This is a genomic window from Nonlabens antarcticus, from assembly GCF_015356755.1.
GTDB classification, from domain to species: domain Bacteria; phylum Bacteroidota; class Bacteroidia; order Flavobacteriales; family Flavobacteriaceae; genus Nonlabens; species Nonlabens antarcticus.
The window spans coordinates 736,867-761,591 of record NZ_JADFCO010000066.1; the positions used below are offsets into that span (position 1 = coordinate 736,867).

Annotated in this window: 22 protein-coding genes; 13 read left to right on the forward strand and 9 right to left on the reverse strand. The window is 38.2% G+C overall.

Translation table 11 applies throughout. The annotated features are described in order from the left end of the window. Positions 1-27: 27 nt before the first annotated feature. The 4 genes from IQ282_RS14320 to gldG are packed head-to-tail and all read left to right on the forward strand — an operon-like array spanning position 28 to position 3,564. Positions 28-864, forward strand: coding sequence for an SAM hydrolase/SAM-dependent halogenase family protein (locus tag IQ282_RS14320; RefSeq protein ID WP_194852553.1), 837 nt, complete (start codon positions 28-30; stop codon positions 862-864). Beyond that, positions 861-1,157, forward strand: a complete 297-nt coding sequence (locus IQ282_RS14325) for a putative quinol monooxygenase (protein WP_194852554.1) — start codon at positions 861-863, stop codon at positions 1,155-1,157. The genes IQ282_RS14320 and IQ282_RS14325 overlap by 4 nt, the downstream gene beginning before the upstream one ends. Beyond that, positions 1,154-1,882, forward strand: a complete 729-nt coding sequence (gldF, locus tag IQ282_RS14330; protein ID WP_194852555.1) for a gliding motility-associated ABC transporter permease subunit GldF — start codon at positions 1,154-1,156, stop codon at positions 1,880-1,882. The genes IQ282_RS14325 and gldF overlap by 4 nt, the downstream gene beginning before the upstream one ends. After that, entirely contained in the window at positions 1,882-3,564 is a 1,683-nt protein-coding gene (gene gldG, locus IQ282_RS14335; protein ID WP_194852556.1) for a gliding motility-associated ABC transporter substrate-binding protein GldG, read from the forward strand. The genes gldF and gldG overlap by 1 nt, the downstream gene beginning before the upstream one ends. On the opposite strand, the gene IQ282_RS14340 is transcribed toward gldG, so the two are convergent. From IQ282_RS14340 to aroC, 5 genes are all read right to left on the reverse strand, one after another. Beyond that, positions 3,561-4,133, reverse strand: a complete 573-nt coding sequence (locus IQ282_RS14340; protein WP_194852557.1) for a PhnA domain-containing protein — start codon at positions 4,131-4,133, stop codon at positions 3,561-3,563. The two genes, gldG and IQ282_RS14340, sit on opposite strands and share 4 nt — an antisense overlap. A gap of 125 nt (positions 4,134-4,258) precedes the next feature. Next, a complete protein-coding gene (locus tag IQ282_RS14345; RefSeq protein ID WP_194852558.1) occupies positions 4,259-5,593 on the reverse strand; it encodes a hypothetical protein in 1,335 nt (444 codons plus the stop codon). A gap of 564 nt (positions 5,594-6,157) precedes the next feature. After that, a complete protein-coding gene (locus tag IQ282_RS14350) occupies positions 6,158-6,997 on the reverse strand; it encodes an N-formylglutamate amidohydrolase (RefSeq protein ID WP_194852559.1) in 840 nt (279 codons plus the stop codon). Positions 6,998-7,524: 527 nt separating this feature from the next. Then, positions 7,525-8,976, reverse strand: a complete 1,452-nt coding sequence (locus IQ282_RS14355) for a dicarboxylate/amino acid:cation symporter (protein WP_194852560.1) — start codon at positions 8,974-8,976, stop codon at positions 7,525-7,527. Positions 8,977-9,032: 56 nt separating this feature from the next. Next, entirely contained in the window at positions 9,033-10,097 is a 1,065-nt protein-coding gene (gene aroC / locus IQ282_RS14360) for a chorismate synthase (RefSeq protein ID WP_194852561.1), read from the reverse strand. A 91-nt stretch (positions 10,098-10,188) separates the two neighbouring features. On the opposite strand from aroC, the gene IQ282_RS14365 reads away from it, so the two are divergent. Both IQ282_RS14365 and IQ282_RS14370 read left to right on the forward strand, forming a co-directional pair. Further along, positions 10,189-10,989 (forward strand): energy transducer TonB, encoded by an 801-nt coding sequence (locus IQ282_RS14365; protein WP_194852562.1) that lies wholly within the window; start codon positions 10,189-10,191, stop codon positions 10,987-10,989. A 90-nt stretch (positions 10,990-11,079) separates the two neighbouring features. Further along, a complete protein-coding gene (locus IQ282_RS14370) occupies positions 11,080-11,838 on the forward strand; it encodes an energy transducer TonB (protein WP_194852563.1) in 759 nt (252 codons plus the stop codon). A 40-nt stretch (positions 11,839-11,878) separates the two neighbouring features. On the opposite strand, the gene IQ282_RS14375 is transcribed toward IQ282_RS14370, so the two are convergent. From IQ282_RS14375 to mtaB, 3 genes are all read right to left on the reverse strand, one after another. Continuing rightward, positions 11,879-12,589 carry a hypothetical protein gene (locus IQ282_RS14375; protein ID WP_194852564.1) on the reverse strand — a complete coding sequence of 237 codons (711 nt, stop codon included), beginning with the start codon at positions 12,587-12,589 and terminating at the stop codon, positions 11,879-11,881. After that, complete coding sequence (locus tag IQ282_RS14380; RefSeq protein ID WP_194852565.1) at positions 12,589-12,924, reverse strand: PadR family transcriptional regulator; 336 nt, start codon at positions 12,922-12,924, stop codon at positions 12,589-12,591. Before IQ282_RS14380 ends, IQ282_RS14375 begins: the two co-directional genes overlap by 1 nt. An 84-nt stretch (positions 12,925-13,008) precedes the next feature. Further along, a complete protein-coding gene (gene mtaB, locus IQ282_RS14385) occupies positions 13,009-14,340 on the reverse strand; it encodes a tRNA (N(6)-L-threonylcarbamoyladenosine(37)-C(2))-methylthiotransferase MtaB (RefSeq protein WP_228547343.1) in 1,332 nt (443 codons plus the stop codon). Positions 14,341-14,479: 139 nt separating this feature from the next. Here mtaB and IQ282_RS14390 point away from each other — a divergent pair, with 139 nt between their 5' ends. Together IQ282_RS14390 and IQ282_RS14395 are read left to right on the forward strand one after the other, a co-directional pair. Next, entirely contained in the window at positions 14,480-16,138 is a 1,659-nt protein-coding gene (locus tag IQ282_RS14390) for an ABC transporter substrate-binding protein (protein WP_194852566.1), read from the forward strand. Next, complete coding sequence (locus IQ282_RS14395; protein ID WP_194852567.1) at positions 16,138-17,094, forward strand: tRNA dihydrouridine synthase; 957 nt, start codon at positions 16,138-16,140, stop codon at positions 17,092-17,094. Before IQ282_RS14390 ends, IQ282_RS14395 begins: the two co-directional genes overlap by 1 nt. Positions 17,095-17,347: 253 nt before the next feature. On the opposite strand, the gene IQ282_RS14400 is transcribed toward IQ282_RS14395, so the two are convergent. Then, positions 17,348-18,406: a WD40/YVTN/BNR-like repeat-containing protein gene (locus IQ282_RS14400; RefSeq protein ID WP_194852568.1), complete on the reverse strand. Its 1,059-nt coding sequence runs from the start codon at positions 18,404-18,406 to the stop codon at positions 17,348-17,350. A gap of 131 nt (positions 18,407-18,537) precedes the next feature. Between IQ282_RS14400 and IQ282_RS14405 the strand changes: the two genes are divergently transcribed. The 5 genes from IQ282_RS14405 (at position 18,538) to IQ282_RS14425 (ending at position 24,690) form a co-directional block, all read left to right on the forward strand. Beyond that, positions 18,538-19,752 carry an RsmB/NOP family class I SAM-dependent RNA methyltransferase gene (locus tag IQ282_RS14405; protein WP_194852569.1) on the forward strand — a complete coding sequence of 405 codons (1,215 nt, stop codon included), beginning with the start codon at positions 18,538-18,540 and terminating at the stop codon, positions 19,750-19,752. 10 nt (positions 19,753-19,762) lie between these two features. Next, positions 19,763-22,297, forward strand: a complete 2,535-nt coding sequence (locus IQ282_RS14410; RefSeq protein WP_194852570.1) for an endonuclease — start codon at positions 19,763-19,765, stop codon at positions 22,295-22,297. Between the two features lie 123 nt (positions 22,298-22,420). Beyond that, entirely contained in the window at positions 22,421-23,128 is a 708-nt protein-coding gene (locus IQ282_RS14415) for a membrane or secreted protein (RefSeq protein WP_194852571.1), read from the forward strand. A gap of 86 nt (positions 23,129-23,214) precedes the next feature. Continuing rightward, the gene (locus IQ282_RS14420) at positions 23,215-24,102 is read left to right on the forward strand and encodes an SMP-30/gluconolactonase/LRE family protein (protein WP_194852572.1); all 888 of its coding nucleotides are present in this window, start codon (positions 23,215-23,217) and stop codon (positions 24,100-24,102) included. A 9-nt stretch (positions 24,103-24,111) separates the two neighbouring features. Then, positions 24,112-24,690, forward strand: coding sequence for a GNAT family N-acetyltransferase (locus IQ282_RS14425; RefSeq protein WP_194852573.1), 579 nt, complete (start codon positions 24,112-24,114; stop codon positions 24,688-24,690). Positions 24,691-24,725: the final 35 nt, after the last annotated feature.

Sequence of the window (24,725 nt, forward strand, 5' to 3'; positions counted from 1 at the left end):
TTTAATCAACAACCCAGCTTTTTTTCTATGCCCATTATTACCTTAACGACAGATTTTGGCTGGAAGGATCCTTATGTGGGCGCTGTGAAAGGTGCTATTCACAAAGAATTAGAAAACATAAATATCGTGGATATCTCTCATGATGTTTCACCGTTTCACATAGCCGAGGCCGCATATATTATCCAAAACGCTTACTCTTCCTTTCCTGAGGGAACCATTCATATTATAGGTGTTGATGCGGAGCACACTCCGGAAAATAAACACTTGGCCATTTTAATGAATGGTCATTATTTCATCTGTGCAGATAATGGCGTTTTAGGTTTGATCATAAGTAAGATGCGAGCAGAGCGGATGGTAGAAATTAATATACATGATCGCATTTCCTCTAATTTCACAACTTTGGATGCTTTTGTAAGCACTGCATGTCACATTGCCCGCGGTGGGACTTTAGAGGTCATAGGTAAGCCCATAACAGATTTGAGATCCATTACTGGAATACATCCTTTTGTTTCAGAATCAAAGAATAATATCCACGGCCAGGTTATCTATATAGATAATTATGGTAATAGCGTTTCAAACATTACCAGAGAACTTTTTGAAAAAATAGGCCGTGGTAGAAAATTTGAAATCTATGCGCGCAGTGAGCGCATCAAAACAATTTATGAACGATATTCTGATATTGTCAACTTTGATTTAGAACCCATAAAACGAGATGTTGATGGAAAAGGTCTTGCCATTTTCAATAGTTCTGACCTGATTGAAATCGCCACGTATAGATCAAATCCAAGTACCGTTGGAAGCGCCAGCACTCTTTTTGGTTTACAAATTGATGCTCCAGTAATCGTTAACTTTGAATTGATATGATTGTACGTATTGTAAAAATGCATTTTCAAAAGGATCGCATCCTCGAGTTTCAAACAATGTTTGAAGATATTAAAGAAGGTATTAGAAATCAGCCAGGTTGTAGCCTGTTGGAATTGTATCAGGATATCGATGACAAACAAGCATTTTATACCTATAGCTACTGGGATTCTGAAGCCGACCTAAATAACTACCGTCATTCTGCGTTATTTAAAAAGATATGGCCAGCGACCAAAGCGATGTTTGATGAAAAACCTACTGCACACAGCGTACACAAAATTCACAGCCTTAAATGAAAGCGATTTATCTAAAAGAGATTCGTGGTTTTTTCAGTAGTCTTAGTGGCTATCTGGTTATCTGTATTTTCCTTTTAGTAAGTGGTTTACTTGTTTTTGTTTTTGATGGTGAGTTCAATGTGCTCAACTATGGTTTTGCAGATTTAACTCCGTTTTTTCTTTTAATTCCATGGTTATTTATGTTCTTGATTCCTGCTATTTGCATGCGCAGTTTTACGGTGGAACGGGATCTGGGGACATTAGAGATTCTTCTAACGCGACCTGTTTCGATCCGCAGTTTGATAGGTGGGAAATATTTAGCAGCATTAACCCTTATTGTTGTTGCCCTGATTCCTACATTGTTATACGTTATCTCAGTAGGAAAATTAGGCACAACCTCATTTAACATTGATCTAGGCAGCACTATGGGCAGTTATCTGGGGGCTATCTTACTTGCATTGAGCTATACTGCAATTTCTATTTTCAGTTCTACCATTACTAAAAATCAGATTGTTGCTTTTCTCTTGGCCGCTCTACTCTGCTTTGCGATGTATTTTGGCTTTGAAGGACTATCGGGTTATGTGACTAGCGACGCCGTGCTGGCTTCATTTGGTATGAAATATCATTATGAAAGTATGGCTCGCGGCGTTTTAGACACTAGGGATGTAATTTATTTTGTGAGTATTGCCGTTTTCTTTTTCGCTTTAAGCGAAATCTCACTTAAAACAAGTCTAGCTAGAAATTGATGGTCAGAATAGTTAGAAATATGGTTTTGTGGATCGTTGCGCTTCTCGCGCTTAACTTCGTTTCAAATCGTTTCTACCATCGGTTTGATTTAACGGAAGATGGCCGCTATACCATTTCTAATGAAACCAAAACCCTTCTAGATGAAGCTCCACTGGATATTTATGTAGATGTTTTTTTAGACGGCGAGTTACCAGCCGAGTTTCTAAAACTTAAACGTGAAACCCGCCAATTACTGGAAGAATTAAGCTCCCTCCATCCTAATCTCAAATATGATTTTTTGAATCCGCTGGCAGATTTGAACCAGGAGGAGTCCGATCAAGTAATACAGCAACTGGCTCGAGAAGGTGTGCAACCGGCGATGGCGACCATAATGGAAAAAGGGAAACAGACTAATATTACCATCGTTCCCTATGCTATTATATCCTACGATGGAAAACGTACTGCCATCCCATTATTAAAAAAGGTCGCAAGATCAACTACAGAAGAGCGCGTTAACGCTTCCATCCAGCAACTGGAATATCAGCTGGCAGATGGACTGCGCAAGGTTTCAAAATCCAAAGACAAAAAGATTGCCGTACTGCGTGATAGTGGTGAATTAACAGATTTACAAATAGCCGATTTTATAAAATCTCTACAAGCCTACTACCGTGTAGCACCTTTTGGGATAGAGTTTGTCAAAAGTAGCGATAGCATCAAGCCAGCTGACGTTCTCAACGAATTGAACTCTTATGACCTGGTTATTGAAGCAAAGCCAACCATTCCGCTGTCTGAAACTAAAAAATACATTCTTGATCAGTATTTAATGAATGGTGGTAAATTGTTGATGACGGTGGATCCTATTATTATGGAAAATGACAGTCTGGCAAATGAAGAATCTAGAGCCTATGCCCTATCTCGCGAACTCAATCTGGATGATATGTTATTCAGGTATGGAATGCGATTGAATCGTGGATTGATTAAGGACGTACAAAGTGGAGCATTAGCGCTCGCCACAGGTCAAGGAAGGAATACACAATATGAAGCGTTTCAATGGCCCTATTATCCACTGGCTAGTGCAGATAGTAACAATACAATCACTCGCAATCTTGAAGATGTGAAATTTGAATATACCGGAAGTCTAGACACGTTAAAGACCGCTACAGTAAAACAAATTCTTCTTTCTACAAGCAATCAAACGCAACAGGTAACATTGCCAGCTGCCGTCTCGCTGGCAGAAATAGATGAAGAGATCAACCCATCATCCTACATTTCTGGGTCTAAAAACCTTGCTGCCATCGCTGAAGGATCTTTCACTAGCGCTTATAAAAACCGTGTCAAACCTTTTGTACTCAGTGACGGACTTGATGAAAGTAAGCCGGCTGGCTTATTTCTAGCCGCAGACGGTGATATTATGAAAAACCAGGTAGATCGCGGGCAACCGCAAGACCTAGGGTACGACATGAGAACAGGCCAATATTATGGAAATAAAGAGTTCTTAATGAATGTTGTGAACTATATGCTGGAAGATAATGGGTTATTGGCCTTACGTAATAAAGATATTAAAGTGCCATTTCTAGATGTGAAACGTAGCTATGATGATCGCACCTTCTGGCAAATGCTAAATATTATTGTGCCGCTTATGCTGGTTCTAGGGTTCGGATTTCTTTTCTTATGGGTGCGTAAACGAAAGTATGCCGCTTAAGTTTTCTTAACATACTGCGTCAGTATCACGATATGTTGACCGTTTGCTCTTCCCTCGATTTGATCAGCGTTATCATGAACTAAAGATATGTTGCGAACCGCCGTACCGCGTTTTGCAATAAAGTTTGCTCCTTTTACATCAAGATCTTTGATTAAAACGATACTATCTCCTTTACTTAAAATGTTACCGTTAGAATCTCTGTGTATAATTTTCTCACCGCGCTGGATACCGGCTTCTGCCCAGGCTTTAGTGTCCTCTTCTAAATACATCATTTCTAAAAGATCCACTGGCCAGCCTTCGCCTTTCAACTGGTTTAACATTCTGTAGGCTATTACTTGAACTGCAGGAACGGGACTCCACATAGAATCGTTTAAACAACGCCAGTGATTTGATTCCACTTGATCAGAATCTGTTAATTGAGTGACACAAGAAGAACAAGCTAGTATGCTGGTATCTTTTACATCAGAAGGAGATTCAGGCACTTCAAATATTACGAGAGACTCCTTTGAGCTGCATAATTCACAAGAACTTCCTGATCTTTCTTCTAATTCTTTAAGCAATTCTGACATAGACATATTATTAATAGACAAAGGTACTTATATTGTTTGTGGAGAAGGTCTCATTCCTACATGACATTGCAATATCAAGCATTCAATAGATATACGTAAAATGAATTATAGAGTATTTTTCACTCTTAAAAATCTTGAACAAGCATTTTCACTTTGATGAATGGAGTTTCTAAATTTGAGTCTTTAATCTTTGATTCTTTGTCTACTATAATAATCCTAGGAAAGTACTGAACGCCATAGGCATTCTTTAATAACTCTGTATCTTTTTCTAAGGCGATAACGTTAACACCCGCAACTTTCTGGTTTAGTTGCAAACCACGCCAAAATTCGATCTCAGAATTTTGAGATTGAAGCGCACAAGCGATGTAGTACGCATCCTTATCAACAGACCCGACAACCATCGAATTCCAAATTTTAAGGTTATAACTCAGGTTTGGGTCATTAAGGTCGTACATAAAGAAGTACACTTTTTTACTCCCTAACATTGAAAAGTCAAAGGGTTTAGAGTCTAAAACCTTAGCCTCTGGATAAATGAATTCAGTTCCTATGGCTGTTCGCTCAATGTTTCTATACATGACCTTTTCTGAATCTGGTCTGGGATCATACCTGTAATCCATAGCTTTATAAAAAAGTTTTGACTTAGGATGTCTTTCAGAAACCTCTTTCATGAGTTGCTCTCGCAAACCGAATCGAATTAAACCTTGCGGCAAATCATAATAATACTTTCTTATATCCCTGCTGCGCTCTAAATTTTTGACATTAGCATAATGATATGCAATGGATAAATTTTTGTATGCTGGGATGGTCGTATAATATCTTTCAATATCATAAATGGCTTCTGGAAACTCTTTTTTGTTAAGGTCCATCAAATCAATTTTTCCTTTGATAATTTGTCCTTTTAATAATTTCATATACAACGCATAACTATCGTAATATGCCTGTTCATCTGTTTTAAATATATCAGAATGAATGCTGTTGTTAAGTTTGCTACTCCATTCATATACCAGACTGTCTAAAGACTCTTCAAAAGACGCTTTGTTTTGTGACCAAAAACCTTTCTGATTTGAGAAATTTTTAAATGCCTCATCACGATTGAGTATATATTCATTTTTAAGAGCTCCCTGAGCTCCAGAAAAAACAAGATTGATAAGTGAATCAGTTTTGAATAATGCTACATTAAAATCATCGTTCTGTTCTAAATGAATAGGAAATACCTGATCTTCAACTAATAAATTATTGAAACCTCCATACCCCCACATGTAAGCCGTATCTGTACGTTTATATATAAAATCAACTTCAGTATTAGCACTGATTCTTGCCTTCAAATTACTAATCGTGTCATTTGTTGTAGTTACATAAATAGGAATGTCATATTGAATCTGAGCAATTGAGATTGTGCTATAGAATGCACAAAGGCATCCTATTAAAAGTTGCGTGACTTTAAGTTTTCTAATATCCATTCGTGATTATGATTTGTATTTTAGTAGGTTTCAAAAGACTCACAGCTGAAAGGTAACGGTTTTATCAAACCTAATCATTCTAGCGTTCGGCAGCTATTTTGCTATTCATTATACGTCTATTCATCAATAATGAGTCCATAAGATAAGCAACATAAAGCTTGTCATAAAGATATCTTCAAACTATAATAGAGCTCACTCTTTTATTGACAAGCGCTCCAGTGATCAACTTTCAAAGCAATAACTAATGATTCTGTAGCGAATACATAATGACCATAAATCAAATTCAAGGTTTAAGTAAAATAAGTATGCTTGATTGAAATATGTTGGTTTTTATCATATGAGACAACTTAGATAATTAAAACACCAATTAATTATCAGATTCATAATCTGCAAACTGACGACTCTCCTTTTCCGTTTCCAGGTCGCTTTAAATGGCTGTTGCTTAATAATTTAATAACTAATTAAAATTTAAAAAGGTAGCAATTGCAATTCAGAAAAAGTCTCAGAGCATTATTTAAATTCAATGATCAATTTCTGGAATTGACTTTAGTTATTTGACATTGTTTAGGATTCAAATGTGTGATGTCTATCATAGAAACGGTGTGCATGTGATTGAATGTAATATTTAAGCTTATCCCTTAAGGTATGAACCACTTCAGGGAAGATCACTCCAGTTTCTTCGTCACAATACACTTTTGCAATTTCTGTCGCAAGCACAAGTGAGTTCAATGAGTTGTCCGTAACATATTTTAAAAAGAAACCGTTCCCTTCAAATACATCGTTAATTTCACAAGTAACTTCCTCATCGATGGGTAGCGTTACATTCCCCAGTATTTCTTGCCATAGGTCAATTGCTGCCTTAAATTTATTCTGATCCACGCTTGAAGTACCTAAATTGAAAATAGGAACTTTACGATCCCATCTTTTCCAATTGTAAGAATGCACATCATAAAATACAGCGGTACCAAAAAGCTCTTCCAATTTTACAATCAACTGAAGCACCACTCTGTAAAAATTCTCATGTTTATGAAGAGCGCGCTCTTTTTCTTCCTCTGTTAGCGGGACTTTCCAAACATTTTTTCCCCATGCTGTATCATAAATAGCCTCACTAGGAGAACGATTTAAATCATATTCAAACCTACTATCATGAGCAGTCAGCGTTATAGGCAATAAAGAAATCATCGTTCCTGTGGCTGGATTTTCCTCGTACCAGCGTTCATAATCTGAGTGTAGGCAATTGTTCCACAAACGTTTGTCAAAATGATGTCCATCATGTATCGCAGCACATACATAAGGTACGTAATCATCAATTTTTATAGAAAAAGAATAATCATCTACTACTGCGTGAAATATTTCCTCATTCTCAATCTTTTTCAAGATGCTACGGATGGACATTTTATTCATGAATCTACTTGTTTCTTTAATTATTTGTTGGCTCTTATGCTTTGACTCTAATTCTACACTACATTTCTTATTAATCTATTTAGAGCTTTCCTCGTCATCACTTTTTTAGATATTGTATTAATCTGTAAAAAACCGTATTGGAAACATCATTTTAATTTCCTAGAATATGATGTATCTCTATAATTTACATTTTGAGAAAATCCCGGACTACAATGCCCACTAATCCTAAATTATAACAGTGATTCCCTTTTTTTACAAAATGCACTATTAAAAGATCTTTATTGTTAAAGCAAACTATAAATTAATTACATACTAATTTGTTAACTAAATGCGATAATTACTTTGATATTATGCTTTCAGTTTAAATGTTGATTATTGGAATTAAGCAACTAAATCTAAGGTTTTTACGCTTTCGCGAAAGCGATAAAGCAAAATATCCTTAAGATATTGGAATCACGTATATTAAAAAATCTTGCTAGTTCGTTTTCTAACGGCTCTAGCAAGATTAATACTTTCAGAGTATTTTTCTAAGAAGTGACATCTTTTAGATTATCGTCCCAATTATCCACTTTAGGCTCTCCAAATTTCCCCAAAGATTTAGCCACAATAGAGGCTACTGTCGCGTCTCCTGTAACGTTTACTGTAGTTCGCAACATATCGAGAGGTCGGTCCACTGCAAAAATTAAAGCCAGCGCCACAGGTAAAAGCTCGCTAGGGAAACTAATAGATTCCAGGACTATAACAAGCATCACCATTCCAGCTCCAGGTACCGCTGCAGAGCCTATGGAAGCCAGTAATGCCGTTAATACAATGGTTAATTGTGCAGTGAGCGCAAGTTCAATTCCTAAGGCCTGACAAACGAAAACAGCTGCAACCGCTTGATAGAGACTGGTTCCATCCATATTGATCGTCGCTCCAACGGGCAACACAAAACTGGACACTTCTTTTTCCACGCCCATATGTTCTTCAACCCGTTCCATAGTCACAGGAAGTGTTGCTGCACTAGAACTGGTAGAAAAAGCTAACAATTGTGCTGGAGCAATTTTATTTAAGAACCATAGTGGCGATTTCTTAACGTACAACCAGAATATTAAACAGTAGATGACGATCATAAGAATAAGTCCCAGAACTACAGTTCCTGCATAGTAAAGTAATGCCAGAAGCACTTCTGGATCATCTGCCGTGACTACAACAGTAGCAAGCAGCGCAAACACAGCAAATGGTGCGGTTAACATGATAAGGTCTACCATCTTGAGTACCACATCATTTAAAGAATCAAAAAAGTTTTTTAAGGGTAATGCGGCCTTTTCACCTATCAATAACATAGATATCCCTAGAAATATAGCAAAGAAAATAACTTGCAACATCAGACTGTTATTTGACATAGCAGCTACCGCATTATCTGGCACCATATCAATGACTGCCTGCAAGGGTCCAGCATCTTTTTGCAATGCTGCTGTTTCCAGTTTACTAGTAATTCCTGAATTACCTTCATATGTAGCACTCAAATTAGCTATCGTTTCTTCTGAGATTCCAGCTCCAGGATTCAATAAATTTACTAATACAAGACCTAATGTAATTGCAATGATAGTAGTTCCTATATAAATAAGAATGGTTCGTATCCCCATCCTCCGGAATTTTGCAATGTCTTTTAAATCTGATATCCCTTTAATTAAGGAAGCAAGGATCAACGGCACCGCGATTAATTTCAAGAGATTTACAAACATGGTACCGAACGGTTCGACCCAGTTGCTCACAAATTCTGCAGCTTTAGTGGTGGTAATGGTAATAGCAGGTTTGACCTCGTGATTTGTAATTACCTCACCATCTGCTATGGAATAATCAAGCATAATCTGCTCTTTAATAGTCCTGACAATAATTTCTTCTGAGCCCCAAGCAGTATTTAATAAAATGATACCAAAGAGGATTCCTGTGGACATTCCTATCAATATCTGCCAGTGTAATGCTAATTTTTTCATGTAATAATATGCTTATGTATTGCTTCATTCTCGCGAACAGCGAGAGCGAATATATATTAAATTTTTGCAGTTTTGTTTCTTAGAAAGTGATCTGCGAGTACAAGAGCTGCCATTGCCTCAACAATGGGAACGGCTCTGGGAACTACACATGGATCGTGCCTCCCTTTTCCTACCATCTCTGTTGCTTTTCCATCTTTATCAATAGTAGGTTGCGATTGCATTATTGTGGCCACAGGTTTGAAGGCCACTTTAAAGTGAATGTCCATACCGTTTGAAATACCACCTTGAATACCGCCACTGTAGTTGGTTTTCGTAGTTCCATCTGCATTATAAAGGTCATTATGTGTACTTCCCAGCATTTCACTGCCCGCAAAACCACTCCCGTATTCAAAGCCTTTAACAGCGTTGATGGAAAGCATTGCTTTACCCAGATCTGCATGTAGTTTATCAAAAACTGGTTCTCCCAATGATTCGGGAACATTTTGGATGACACAGCTTATAACCCCACCAATAGTATCACCAGCCTTACGCACTTCCATGATTTTTTTCTCACACGCTTTCGCGAAAGCAGCATCAGCACACCTTACTGGATTATTTTCAATCTCGTTGAAATTCAGATCTGCATATGGAATATTTGATTTTAAATCACCTACACTGCTCGTGAAAGCAGTGATCGTTACATTAGAAAGTAATTGCTTTGCAACGGCTCCAGCCACTACGCGACAGGCAGTTTCCCTGGCGCTGCTGCGACCACCGCCACGATAGTCGCGGGTTCCATATTTATTATCATAGGTTTTATCAGCATGACTAGGTCTGTAGCTGTCCTTAATATGGGAGTAGTCTTTTGATTTTTGGTTTTCATTTACAATCTGAAAACCTATGGGTGTACCCGTTGTCACGCCCTCAAAAATACCCGATAGGAATTCTACCGTATCTGATTCCTTGCGCTGGGTCACTATTTTACTTTGCCCTGGTTTACGACGGTCCAAGTCGTGCTGTACAGCGTCAAAATCCAATTTAATTCCCGCAGGACAACCGTCAATGATACCTCCTATTGCTATCCCATGAGACTCACCAAATGTGGTCAACCTAAATATCTGACCAAATGTATTTCCTGCCATAGCAACAAATATAAGGTTTGCATCAATTAAATTAACAGGATGTTAAGTTTTGATTCAAACGGGCACAGTAGTTATATTTGGTCAAAAACACGTGAAATTATTTATCCTCATTATTGCTCTTAACCTAAGTTTTTATGGTTCTGCACAAACTAAATTGACACGCACCCAGAAAAAAGAACTTGCATTTTTAGAAAAAGCCGCAAAAGCCTATCGAAATAAAGACTTTACAGAAGCTAATAATTGGATGGATATCGCATTATCAAAGGATCTAATCAAGGATGAATATCCGTTTTATGTATTTAAAGGGAATATTGAATTTGCACTGCAAAATTTACCGGCTGCACGCACAGCCTATCTAAAAAGCCTGCAGCTAGCCAACAACTCTGATGCAGATTTGAGTGCTATCTACATAGGATTAGACCGCGTTAATTCCAGAATCGAAAAAGATTCGACTAGTGAAATAGTAGAAAGCTATGCATTGTTGAAAGCTAAAGAAGCGTCAAAATTTAATATCTCTGAAAAAAATCCAGAAAATGACCTGCCTTTTTCGGTTATAGAAAAAATCCCTGTGTATCCAGGTTGCGAGAGTTCAACTACTAACGCGCAATTAAAATCATGCCTGCAACAATCCATCGCACAGTTTATAGTTTCTAACTTTAGAACAGACCTTGCGAGTGCCACTGGTCTCACGGGAAAGGTAAATCTACTGATGAATATTAAAGTCAATAAGGAAGGAACCGTAGAAATCATTAAGGCGCAATCCATTCATCCCTTGTTAGAATTTGAAGCTATAAGAGTTGTTAAGTTGCTGCCTCAACTCACTCCAGGCACGCAAAAAGGAGTTCCCGTCAATGTCATTTATGGACTTCCTATTATATTTGAACTGCAATAGACAAACCGATTGTGCTTGAGGTTTTTATCTAAATTTGGATATTAACTTTATAAAATTACTACGACCTGAAGAGGGCTTAAATTACAAATAATGAAATTATTTACTTTCGTTTTCATACTATCGCTAAGCACGGGAACGCTTTTCAGTCAATCCTCAAGGTCTCAAATAGTACAAGATACCGTCGCTTTAAATGAGATAAAAAATGCTTACGGTCATGGCGATTTTAATGATGCTAAACAGCTTTTAGAACAATTTATCTTAGACTATAATGTCGATAGCAGCGCTGGATTATCCTATGCATTAGGAAATATAGAATTTGCTAGAAGGGATTTTGAGGCAGCAAAAAAAGCTTATTCCACTTCTCTTGAATTGACGAATTCTACAGACCCTAATTATCAATTTGCTCAGATAGGCCTTGAAAGATCAACAGCTCGATTGCAATATCTGAAGGAGCAAAAAAGCAAAAACGATAATGATGGAAACGATTCGGATCCTGTACAGTTTCAATTAATTGAACAAGTCCCCATATTTCCAGGTTGCGAAAATGAAAAATCCGACGATTTAAAGGCGAGTTGTTTACAAAAGTCACTTGCCAAGCAAATAACCCGAGAATTTGATACAGAAATTGCCTTAGAAACTGGACTTTCAGGGCGCATTACAAATTCTTGTTTTTTTACAATTAATAAAGAAGGTAAAATTACAGATATTAAAGTGATATCATTAAATCCACTGTTTGAACAAGAGGCGATTCGCATTCTCAAAACATTACCAAAAATGAAACCAGGCTTACAGGATGGTAAACCGGCTAACGTCTCTTATACGTTGCCTGTCATATTCAACATCTTATAACACCCACAGATATCTTAAACATATCAGTTTCAAACCGCTTTTAATCTGCAAATTTATATTCTGGATAGGTCTGCTCTAAATATTCCTCTGCTCTTTTAGGGATTTCAATAATCATTATATAAAGGAATAGATAAAAGCTGCAAATAGTAATACTAAGCGCAATAAACCAATAGTCATTCATAGAATTAAATTCTGTAATTCCGCTGAATATATTGAAAAAATGCAATGGTACTATTGCAATACCACCTAGAGCCCCATGACTATATATCATTTCTTTGAACATCCATTTTTTATCATCGCTCTTACTTTTATTTTTATTGATCCGTCTGCGTTGAAAATACAAGCCTATTATATAAAATACGATTAGCATCAGTATACCTCCTAAAAAAAACACTTCTGAAAATGAAGATAGCTTTAAGATGAAGTAAGTTGCTAGTATGGCAAGTGCAAATTCCACAATTTTGGGAACCTTCATGTATTCCTTAAAATGTTTCCAAACTATTCTATTATACTTACTTCCCATAGCAGCCTGACGTTTTTCTACAACATTCATAAACCCAAAAACGCCGAACTTTTTAAATTCCCGATCGCGAGCCTGTTCAAAGGTCAAATCTGGATGCGATAACCATAGTGTTTCAATGCCATTGGCCATATGATCTACAAGTTCCGTTTGAAGATCATAAAATTCTACAAAATGCTGTCGGGTGAATTTAAATAGGGAATTCACTTGCTCATCGGTTAGTTTTGACATCAATAACTCAATTTAGGATTAAACAATTGTTCCATGGTAGCCATGTATTCTTTCAAAGCTGCAAGCTGACTTATCCGTTCTTTTTCACCCGCTTCCGTGATTTTATAATATTTGCGTATTCGTTTTCCAACCTTCTCCACCTCTACCGTCAAGAAATTTTCTGCTTCAAGTTTATGTAATATCGGGTATAAAGCGCCTTCTTTAATTTGCAGAGAGCCATTGGTTTTGTCCTTCACTTTTTGGGTGATTTCATAACCATACATACGACCATCGGTTTCCAAAAGCTGGAGCACGATGGCGGTTAAATTTCCACGATATAATGAAGGTTGTGACATACCTATGTATCTTAGGTATAAATGTAGTGGATATTCCGCTTTCGCGAAAGCGAAATATTTAATAATCTCGTTGGAAGGAACTAATTATAAAAGTTCGACGCGAACCGTGCCGTCTTCATCAATATCTGCAAGCTGAACTTGGTGTAGTTGATTGACAAATTCTGGATTGTAATAGGTTTTAACCTTCACATAATTCTCTGTGAATCCATGAATGAAACCTTCCTTATTTTCTGCCTCCCAAAGCACCGTTTTCTCTTTCCCTATCTGACTTTCGTAGAACGCACGACGCTTTTTCACGGAAAGACCGCGCAACATTTTTGACCGCTTTTTACGGATGTTCATGGGAACGACACCGTCCATCACCGCGGCTTCTGTATCATCACGTTCTGAATACGTAAAAACGTGCAGGTATGAAATATCCAAATCGCTCAAGAATTTGTAGGTGTCCATAAAATGCTCGTCAGATTCTCCAGGAAAACCTACAATCACGTCAACACCTATGCAGCAATCGGGCATGCTTTGCTTAATGCGGGAAACGCGATCCACGTATAACTCCCTATTATAACGCCTTTTCATTTTACCCAGCAATTCATTGTTTCCTGACTGCAACGGTATGTGGAAATGCGGAACAAAAGCTCTGGAACGAGAAACCAAATCAATGGTTTCGTTCTTCAATAAATTAGGCTCAATGGAAGAAATACGCAAACGTTCGATCCCTTCCACCTTATCAAGTTCTGTAACGAGATCTAAAAAGGTATGTTCATGCTTTTTATTGCCAAATTCACCTTTACCATAATCTCCTATGTTCACGCCAGTCAAGATAATTTCCTTGATATCCTGAGCGGCGATGTCTCGAGCATTTTGAAGTACATTTTCCATGGCATCACTGCGGGAAATTCCACGGGCCAGCGGTATCGTGCAATAGGTACATTTATAGTCGCAACCATCCTGAACTTTCAAAAAAGCGCGTGTTCTATCGCCTATGGAATAAGAACCAACGTAGAAGTCTGCCTCATCAATCTCGCAGGAATGTATCTGTGCTGGTTCGTCTTTTGAAAGTTGGTTGATGTAGTCTGTAATCTTGAACTTTTCTGTGGCGCCTAAAACCAAATCGACACCGTCAACGGCAGCCAATTCTTCAGGCTTTAACTGTGCATAACAACCTATGGCAATGGTAAAAGCGTCTTTGTTTTGCTTTTGGGCTTTTTTAACTATGGATTTGAATCGCTTGTCAGCATTTTCAGTAACGCTACAAGTGTTGATGACATAAATATCTGCCGCCTCTTCAAATTCCTTGCGCTCATAACCTTGCGTATCAAAATCACGCGCTATCGTAGAAGTCTCGCTAAAATTGAGCTTGCAACCCAGCGTGTAAAAAGCAACCGATTTTTTGTCTGCAACTGCATTCATAACCATTTGTAATAGTTTGCAAAGATACTGGCATTCATGCGGCCTCCCAACTTTACCTAATTGATATTTAGAGAGTAATAACAATGCAGTACCAGCCGTTCATTCTTGTTCTTTTTAAAGTCCTACATCCAGTATCTTTGCCGCCATGAAATCACTTTTCTGGTTAGCTATTTTATCCTTCACATGCATCAGTTGCAATAACGACAGTGTAGAGATAGATCCTACCACCGTTTTCAGGTACAACGAGCACGCAAATATCACCAGTCTTGATCCTGCTTTCTCAAAAGACCAGCGCAATATTTGGGCCTGCAATTTGATTTACAATGGGTTAGTAAAGTTAGATAATGATCTTGAGGTTGTTCCAGATCTCGCTGATAGCTGGTTAGTAAGTGATGATGGATTAAAGTATTCCTTTATTTTAAAAGAAGGTATTTATTTCCACGAGAATACAGCATTTAAAGCTGAAAAAGGTTCATTATCTCAAGCCGATTCCACAAAAACTACGAATTCAAAACCATCTTCAAAAAAGAATGAAAAAGTCACGGCAGCCGACTTTAAATATGCCTTAGAAAGACTAACAGATCCTAACATTGCCTCGCCTGGATCATGGGTTATGGGAAATGTAAGTACGATTACAGCAATTAGTAAAAAGGAATTGGTTATCGAACTAAAACAGCCTTTTCCCGCCTTTTTAGGATTGCTGACCATGAAATATTGTTCTGTGATTCCAGATGTAAATCGGTTGAATGCCGATTATGATCAGCGTTCCAATCCTATAGGAACAGGTCCTTTTTATAAAAAACGCTGGGAGGAAAATGTGAAGCTGGTTCTAAGGCGGAATTCAAATTATCATGAAATTGATGACGAAGGTAAACCACTACCCTATTTAGAAGCTGTAGCGATCACGTTCAAGAATGACAAACAATCAGAATTTTTAGAGTTCGCTCAGGGAAATTTGGATTTCATTAATGCACTAGACCCCAGCTATAAAGACGAGCTGCTAACCACTCAAGGAGAACTCAAACCTGCTTACGTTTCCAGCGTGAATATGATTAAAGCTCCTTTTTTAAATACAGAGTATCTAGGATTGCAACTGGATAGTAAAACTCCTGAACTTCAAAGCTTAAAACTACGTACTGCGATCAATCTAGGATTTGACCGCAAGCAAATGATCAAATACCTAAGAAACAACATAGGAACGCCCGCGAACAGTGGTTTTATCCCAGCAGGACTTCCAGCTGGAGGAAAAATCACAGGATATGAATATGATCCATCATTGGCACGGAAACTAGTTTCAGAATACAAGCAAGAAACCGGTGATGAGAATCCGCAAGTGACGATCAGTACCAATGCAAATTACCTAGACTTGTGTGAATACATTCAAAAAGAACTTGATAAAGTTGGAATTAAGGTTGACATCGATGTCATGCCACCTTCCACATTGCGCCAGGCGCGCAGCGCCGGGCAACTGGATGTTTTTAGATCCAGCTGGATTGCAGATTATCCAGATGCGGAAAATTATTTATCCCTGTTCTATTCCAAGAACTTTTCTCCCAACGGTCCCAATTATACTCATTTTTCAGATCCCGCTTATGATGCGTTGTATGAACAGGCACTTTCAAACCCCAATTCGAAAGAGCGTCAGAAATTATACGTTCAGATGGATTCCTTAATTATTGCAAGGGCTGCCATCATACCTTTGTATTACGACCAGTCCGTTCGATTCATTAGTAAAAAGGTGCATGGACTGGGAACCAACGGAATCAATATTTTAGATTTGACCCGAGTTTATAAAACAAATTGATGCCCCAAGATTTCAAATTACTTTCCTCTCCTTTACAAGGCTTTACCGATTTCAGGTTTCGCAATGCGTTCCATGAATTTTTTGGTGGAATAGATACTTTTTACGCGCCATATATCAGATTTAATGGGAAGCTGGAAATAAAATCTTCCTATCAGCGTGATCTGGATCCAGAAAATAATCATGTTCCAGAATTAATCCCGCAAGTAATGACTGCAGATGCTGATGAGTTTTTGCTCGCAGCTAATTATATTAAATCCTTAGGGTATACAGAATTAAACTGGAATCTAGGCTGTCCCTACCCGATGGTTACAAAACGTGGGATGGGCTCTGGATTGATCTGCAATCATGAAGGAATAGATCATATTTTAAAACGAGTTCATGATGAAACTGACGTTCTTATTTCTATGAAAATGAGAATGGGTTATGAACATTCCGGCGAAATTCTAGACACCTTCGAAACCCTAGAGAAGTACCCTCTTAAGAATATTGCTATTCATGCACGTACAGGAAAGCAGCTGTATAAAGGTGGCGTTGATTTAGAAGCATTCCAGAAATGTGTGGATCGTGCCAAACAAAAATTGTATTACAACGGTGACATTACCAGTGTATCTATTTTTAAGGAGCGTCAAGAGCGCTTCCCTTCCATTGACCATTTTATGATAGGCCGTGGGCTGATTGCAGACCCGTGGTTGCCGTTCATGATTAGAAATGACCAAGAAGAATATCCGTTAGATCGATGGGAGAAATTTAGAGAATTTCACGATCGCATTTATACACAATACGATGAGTTTCTTCAAGGGCCAACTCCTATTAAAATGAAGATGCAGGGATTCTGGGGTTATTTTGCAGAGCAATTTGACAACCCACAAAAAATTATCAAGAAAATTAAGAAATCAGGCGGTTCGAGAAATTATCAAACGGCAGTCAACGAAATTTTGAACACCGTTCAGAAATAATTTTAAAACAGCGCATAAAAAAAGAGAAGATTGCTCCTCTCTTTTAAATTAGCGATCTCCACCGCTATATTTTAATAAACAACAAATCTAAACATAAGGTGCTTATTTACTTAAACCGATTTAAAGGTAGGTCGTCGACACCTTTCGTCGATCATTCTGCGATATGTTTTTAAATATTTGAAATGTTTAAAAACGTAAATGCTTATATATCAATTATATATGTATTTTAAAACATTGCCGTTGATCGGCTTGTCTAATTTCTAATCAATTGAAAAGAACTGATTTGATTACTTCCAGCTAGCATTCCGCTATTGGAATCTTTAAAAGAAACCGTGTAAAAACCCTGATCAGAAAGTTTTTTCCAGGAGGTTCCTTGATCTCCACTCCACCATATTCCAGGTGATCCTACGGCAATTAATTCATTACCGCCAGTTCCAGGAACAAATGAAATATCACTGTTATAACCGGGACCTTTGCCATCAGATAGTAAGTTCCAAGTTTTACCACCGTCCTTTGTAATCGCCTTATTTGAGGTAGATTCGTCCTTCTGGTTCCAATCTCCTCCCATAATAGCTCCTAGATTTTCATCGTAAAAATCAATTGCATAGATTCCAGTCATTTCACCACCTTTAACTATTGGAGTTTCTAGGACTTCCCATGATTTACCACGATCTGCACTGTGTAATACACGGCTCGCCATCCCACCGGTTACTATCCATATTTGATCACCTTGCAGCTCGATATTAGAATTGCTGGCAGCATATGCTGCTTCTCCTTTTTTAATTTTAGGAAGTACATCACAAGAGATTTTATTCCAACTTTCGCCACCATCATTCGTAATTAATACGGTAAAACAGTCTTCTTGTGGGTCACCCAACGCAACGCCATCCGTATCGTTCCAAAATTTCATACTGTCATAGAAAACAGTCTCACCTATTTCTTCATAAACAAGCGCTAAGGAATCATTCTCATGAGATATGCGATAGATTAACCCTGGATTTCCCGCGGTCAAAATAAAGGTAAAGCTACTGGTTACCGCAATGGACCTAAACTCCAGCGGCTGGTAGTCTTTATAGACCACGCTTCCCTTAGACACCTGCATTGTACTATCAGCTATCGATCCATAAGCGCCTTTACTTCCTGCAAACCAGAAACCATTACCGGCGCGCTCCAGTGCACGAATACTTATGGAGTCATTTGAAATTGATGTAATTTCAATAGAAGAAACTTCTTCTAAAGAGACTTCCTTTTCTTGCTCTGTTTTGCAGGAAGAAAGCATGATGAAAAGTGCAAAAATGAATCGGTAATACATGTAAATTAAATTAAGTTTTTGTGATTGATGTGCGTTCCGCTTTCGCGAAAGCGGAACACTTCCTCATACACATTGCAAAAAACAACCATTTCGTAACATTATGAGCCATAAGTTAGCTGTATTTTTGCGCCATGAGATTTCATCATAATTTAGTACAGGGAACAGTCGATGCGTTGCATCAGACATTTAATGACGGCAAATATGCTGATCAAGCCATTCAACAAATCCTGAAGCGTGACACACGCTGGGGCGCAAGAGACCGCGGTTTCATTGCAGAAACTACATACGACATCGTGCGCTACAAAAGATTGTATGCTGCGATTGCAAACGTAAAAGAGCCTTTCAATTCTGGTGATTTATGGAGAATGACGGCGGTATGGATCGTCCTTAAAGGCCACGATATTCCTGCATGGGAGGAATATTACAACACGCCGGTACGCAGGATCAAAGGAAAGTTTGATGAGTTATCCTCAGACCTAAAATACCGGGAATCCATTCCAGACTGGCTGGATGAAATGGGTCGCAAAGAACTGGGAGACGAGTTGTGGACTAAGGAAATGGCGGCCATGAACAAGCAAGCGGAAGTTGTCCTGAGAACAAACACCTTGCAAACTGACGTCAAAACTCTACAAGAGAAATTGCTGGCTGAAGAAATTCAAACTACGACGGACGAGCGTTTTCCTGATGCCCTTATATTAAAGGAGCGCGCAAACGTTTTCCAGACCCAGATGTTTCAAAATGGGCTTTTTGAAGTTCAAGATGCCGGGTCTCAAACTATAGCTCCATTTTTAGAAGTTGACTCTGGATTGCGTGTGATGGATGCTTGCGCTGGTGCCGGTGGAAAAGCATTGCACCTTGCTGCCCTGATGGAGAATAAAGGCCAGGTCATTGCGACAGACATATATAAAGGTAAACTTCATGAACTAAAACGCCGTGCACGTCGTGCCGGTGCTCATAACATTGAAACAAGATTGATTGATACCACTAAGGTCATCAAGAAACTGGACAGTAAAATTGATAGGCTTCTAATTGATGCTCCCTGCAGCGGACTGGGAGTCTTGCGTCGTAATCCTGATGCTAAGTGGAAGCTGCAGCCAGAGTTTATAGAAAAAATTAAAGAGACCCAGCAAGAGATTCTTCAATCTTACAGTCGCGTATTGAAACCAGATGGAATTATGGTGTACGCCACCTGCTCTATTTTCCCATCAGAAAATGAAGAACAAGTGGACTCCTTCTTAAAATCAGAGGCTGGGACCAATTTTGAATTATTAGATTCAAAGTCACTATTAGCCCATCGAGATGGCTTTGACGGTTTCTATATGGCCAGGCTGAAACGTAACAAGTAAAAACTATCCCATGAAAAAAATTACCCTGATTGCTCTAATATTAATTAGTTATCTGGGTACGGCCCAGGCTCCGACTGGTTATTATGATAGTGCTGAAAGCCTGAGTGGTTTTCAGTTAAAAACTGAATTGAAAGCTATTATTTCTAATGGCTTCAACTCCAGAACCTACGGCGATCTTTTGACGTTATATGCAACATCTGATAACGATGAATACTATCCAGGTCAAGAAGGAAATATTGATCAAGCAACTACCATTCTCGATATCTATTCAGAGAATCCCACTGGTGCAGATGCATACAATTATACTTTTGAACAAAGTGGTGCCAGTGCAAATGAAGAAGGCGGTGGTTTTAATAGAGAACACTTATATCCACAGGGATTTTTTAATGGGCAAGAACTCATGCGCAATGATGCCCATCATGTGGTTCCCTCAGATATTTTAGTAAACAATAGACGTAATAATTATCCATTCGGAGAGGTGGGCACAGCGAGCTATACCTCCAGTAACGGGAGTAAATTAGGGAATTCAATAACTCCAGGATACACATTAATTGTCTTTGAACCTATTGATGAATTTAAAGGTGATGTTGCCAGAAGTCTGCTATATTTTGCGACGCGTTATGAGGACAACTGGAATGATAACAATTGGGATAATTTTGATAACGAGCGTGACCCACGAGGGGGACCTATTAAAGGGCAATGGTATGATGCCTGGTTCATTAATTTATTACTCAAATGGCACGCACAGGATCCTGTAAGCACCAGAGAACGGGATCGGAATAATGAGGTGTATGTACATCAAAACAATCGCAATCCGTTTATTGATAACCCACAATATGCAAGCTCTATATGGGGTGACATAGAAAACATTGTAGCTGTTAAAGGAGATTTAGTTGGAAGTTATGTTGACGCTGATAATGATGGAAATGTGAATGTAGGTGATCAAATTGAATACGTTTACAGCATTACCAATGCAGGTAATAAAATATTATATAACATCAATATTGCTAGTGAGAAGGGTCTGTTTGAAACACCGCTTCAATTAGAAAATCTAGCACCTGGTGCGACAAGCACTAATTTCTCAGGAGTGTTAACTTATACGATCAAGCAAGAAGATATAGACAGTTCCTGTGAATGTGTTACAAATCAAACTTCGTTTAAAGCGAACACAGAAAGCACCAATGATGGTAGTATTATCAATGGGATAAGTGATGATCCTAGCATTAGCACAAATGTGGATAGCGATAATGATTCCTACCCAGATGATATCACGGTAACAGACCTTCCTTTTCCTAGAACGGGAGGCGGTGGTTCAAATGACTTGTTCATTTCTGAATACATAGAAGGTTCTGGTTTTAATAAAGCCATAGAAATCGCAAACTTCACTGGTGCTGCTGTTGATCTTTCTAATTATTCATTAAAGCGAGATGGTAATGGTGAAGGTGCATGGATTGGAAATGCAGTTTTGGAAGGAACTCTAAATGATGGTGAGGTGTATGTTGTAATTAACAATAAAGCAGACGAATCTAATATTGTAGCTCAAGCAGACCTAGTTATTACCAGCACTGGTAGTGCTGTAATTGATTTTAATGGAGATGACCCTGTAGGGTTGTTCAAGAACGATGTATTAATTGACATCGTAGGAACCTTTGGGGTTCGTGTTGAATTTGGTAAGGATGTTACTTTGCTTCGTAAAGCGGAAGTTTTAGGCCCCACAACTACATTTGATCTGGCTGGAGAATGGAATTCATTTACCCGCAATACTTCTACTGATCTAGGCATGCATACCTACAATGGTGAACCTGTTATAACTTCAAACGACTTGTTTATCTCTGAATATATAGAAGGTTCTGGTTTAAATAAAGCGATAGAGATTGCAAACTTTACAGGTGTAACGGTTGATCTTTCTACCTATTCCATTCAACGTAATGCAAGTGGAGGAGCTACTTATGAAGGTGCCGTTGACCTTTTAGGATCACTTAACGATGGTGAAGTTTACGTAATTATCAATGATGGAGCTACAGATTCTAATATTCTAGCCCAGGCAGATCTGGCAATCCCAAGCACTGGCTCGAGTGCAATAGATTTTAATGGGAATGATCCCGTAGGCTTGTTTAAAGATGATGTGTTGATTGATATTGTCGGAACTTTTAATGGCGGTGCTGCAGATTTTGCTAAAGATGTTACTCTAGTAAGAAAATCGAGTGTCACTGGACCTAACCTTAATTTTAATCTTGCTGCCGAGTGGAATTCTTTCCCTAGAAATACCTCTACAGATTTAGGTCAACATACCTATGGAGCAACCGCAGGAGAAAATGATAAGGCATTAAGCTTGTTTCAAGTTTATCCTAATCCATCAAAAGGTGTCTTCCATGTCAAAGGTCTTCTAGGAGAGGCACAGATTTCAATATTTGATGTTGCCGGAAGACAATTGTCCAGTCAGAAACTGGTCAACAGTCAATTTACAATTGAAAACCAGGGAATCTATCTGGTGAAAATTCAAACCAATACGGTCGCAAGAGTTTTTAAAGTGATCGTAGAATAGAATCCACTTTTTATTGAAAAAAGTCCTCAACCTTTATAGGCTGAGGATTTTTTAGTTTAGAACGTCAAAATTCGATATTTACAATTTATACATAACTTTGAATAGGCTCAATAGGAACGTTTTATGAAATACATTCTGATGTTAACAATGACTGTAATATGCTGGACGGTAAAAGCTCAAGACCTTAACGGTGCATGGGAAAACACCGTGGAGACACCTACCGGTCAGATCATAAAAACAGTTTTAGTCTTTGCTAATGGTTATGGTACCCAGACAATTTATGATGCGTACTCGGGAAGATTCATGAGTACTTTGGGAGGGTCATTTGTTGTTAAGAATGGAGTTTTGAGCGGAAAAATAGAATTTGATTCCCGACAACCACAAAACGTAGGAACAACAATTTCGCTAAAGATATCTTTAGAAGAAGACAAATTATATGTTCTGGATTCAAATATGCTTTTTGACCGCATAGATCATGGAACTTCAGGTAAACTAAGCGGAGCCTGGCTCATGTCGGGAAGGGTTAAAGATGGTAAAGAGCAAATCAGAGACGCTAATATTCCTAGAAAAACCATGAAAATTTTATCTGGTACTAGATTTCAGTGGATAGCTTATAATACTGAAACGAAAGAATTTATGGGAACTGGTGGGGGATCTTACACCACTGTTGATGGTGTTTACACAGAAAATATAGAGTTCTTTTCTAAAGATGATTCTAGAGTTGGCGCGAGTTTAGATTTCAATTTTGAACTTAGTAATGGAGATTGGATCCATAAAGGAATGTCAAGTAAAGGAGATCCTCTTCATGAGATCTGGAAATTGAGGTTATAATCACATTTATTTAATCATATTAATATTTTTAAATCATTCATTATCAGTTTTATAATCAATGGTTCTATTCTCAAATTGAACATTTTATGACGATCCGGTTTTTAATTATCAGTTTAGCCCTGTTTTCAGGCAACGTATTATGCGCACAAAATGATCTTGATTTTGTTTCAAAATATAATTTGAATTTAGTGGTGGAGATTCCAGACTTAGCACACGTGGAATCTGTTGCGTTTGATGCAAGCACTCAATTATTGTATGCCAGTATTCAAGGCAATCAAGAACCTGGCGATGGATCTATTGTCACATTTCAACTAGACGGTAGCATGGAAGATATTGCCTTCACAACAGGTTTAAATAACCCCAAGGGGATTGCGATCTATAAAAACAAACTTTACGTTTCAGATGTAACAGAACTCGTGGAAATTGACCTGCAGACTGGAAATATTCTGAACCGGTTCTCCACAGGAACTGAGCAGTTTTTAAATGATGTCGCTATAGACGCTGACGGGAATGTCTACGTTTCTGATATGGGATCTTCATCCATTTATAAATTGGAAACTGATGGTAAATTTACCAATTGGCTTTCCAGTCCTAAATTAGAAAATCCCAATGGGCTGCTGGTTAAAGATAATACCTTATTCATCGCAGCTTGGGGATTACCTGATAAAACGAACAACGCGAGCAACCCTCAAGGTAGGTTTTTAAAAGTCGATCTCACAACAAAAATAATTGATCAAGTAACGGAAACACCTCAAGGAAACCTTGATGGTTTGCAAGTTCTTGATGATCAAAACTTTCTAATTTCAGACTGGCGCAAGGGCACAATTTTAAAAATTTCGAAAAGTGGAGTAACAGAATTATTTTTCACTAGCAAAATCAGTGTTGGAGACATCCTTTACCTGCAGAAAGAGAAATTATTAGTAATACCATTAAATAGGCAAAACAAAGTAGAGATCTATAAAATTACCGACTGATAAGGCACAATGATGATAACTACCGGATCTCCTATTGGAATCAATGCCCGCTTGCTTTTACAACCGATTAAAGTGTCAGACCAGAAGAAACTTTCATCGCTTATGATGGATATTTATCGTCCTGTTTACCAGCATTTGTGGTTTGATGATGGTAGTTATTACGTGGACTCCCAGTTTAATACTGAAAATTTGACACTGGAACTAGCAGTTTCAAATGCACCATATTATTTTATAATTTTTGAAGAAGCACCTATTGGCATATTGAGGTTCATAAATCACCTCTCCACTCCCACTGGTTCAATTGAACCGTCAGTTAAATTACACAGGATCTACCTTGCGCCATCTGCTCACGGTAAGGGAGTAGGAAAAAAGGTGATTCAATGGCTTTCCCAAGAGGCTCATAAAAACAAACAGCAGTACATCTGGTTGGAATGTATGGACACCCGGCTTTCTGCCTATAATTTTTACAAGCATTTGGGCTTCAAATTATTTGAACAGTTTACACTGGATTCTCCTAAAATGCGACGGGAATACCGCGGTATGTTGCGCATGAAATTAGAAGTGAACGGGAACTTGCAGGGTTGTTAAGAAACTGGTGGTAATTTCGCTTTCGCGAAAGCGGA